This window comes from Micromonospora sp. ATLC16 (assembly GCF_057196645.1).
Genome location: NZ_JBXUOW010000190.1, coordinates 1 through 357, shown reverse-complemented (window position 1 = coordinate 357; position 357 = coordinate 1). Strand labels below are relative to the sequence as shown.

1 protein-coding gene is annotated in these 357 nt (G+C 61.6%); it reads left to right on the top strand.

Annotation, left to right across the window (positions count from 1 at the left end):
* Window positions 1-357: RICIN domain-containing protein (locus AC2CHE_RS27005; RefSeq protein WP_484507632.1), on the top strand; the 357-nt coding region annotated here is incomplete at both ends.

Sequence of the window (357 nt, the reverse complement as noted above, 5' to 3'; positions counted from 1 at the left end):
CCAGTCGAACCGCTGCATCGACGTCACCAACGCCTCCCGCAACAACGGCACCCGCGTCCAGCTCTACGACTGCAACAAGCAGACCAACCAAGCCTGGACCTACAACACCACCAACAAACAACTACGCGTCTACGGCGACATGTGCCTGGACGCCGCAGGCTCCGGCAACGGCGCCGCAATCCAGATCTACACCTGCCACAGCGGCACCAACCAACAGTGGAACATCAACTCCAACGGCACCATCGGCGGCGTCCAATCCGGACGCTGCCTCGACGTCTGGAGCACCAACAACGGAGCCCAGATCCAGCTCTACGACTGCCACGGACAAACCAACCAGCAGTTCCGCCTCGTGTCGCT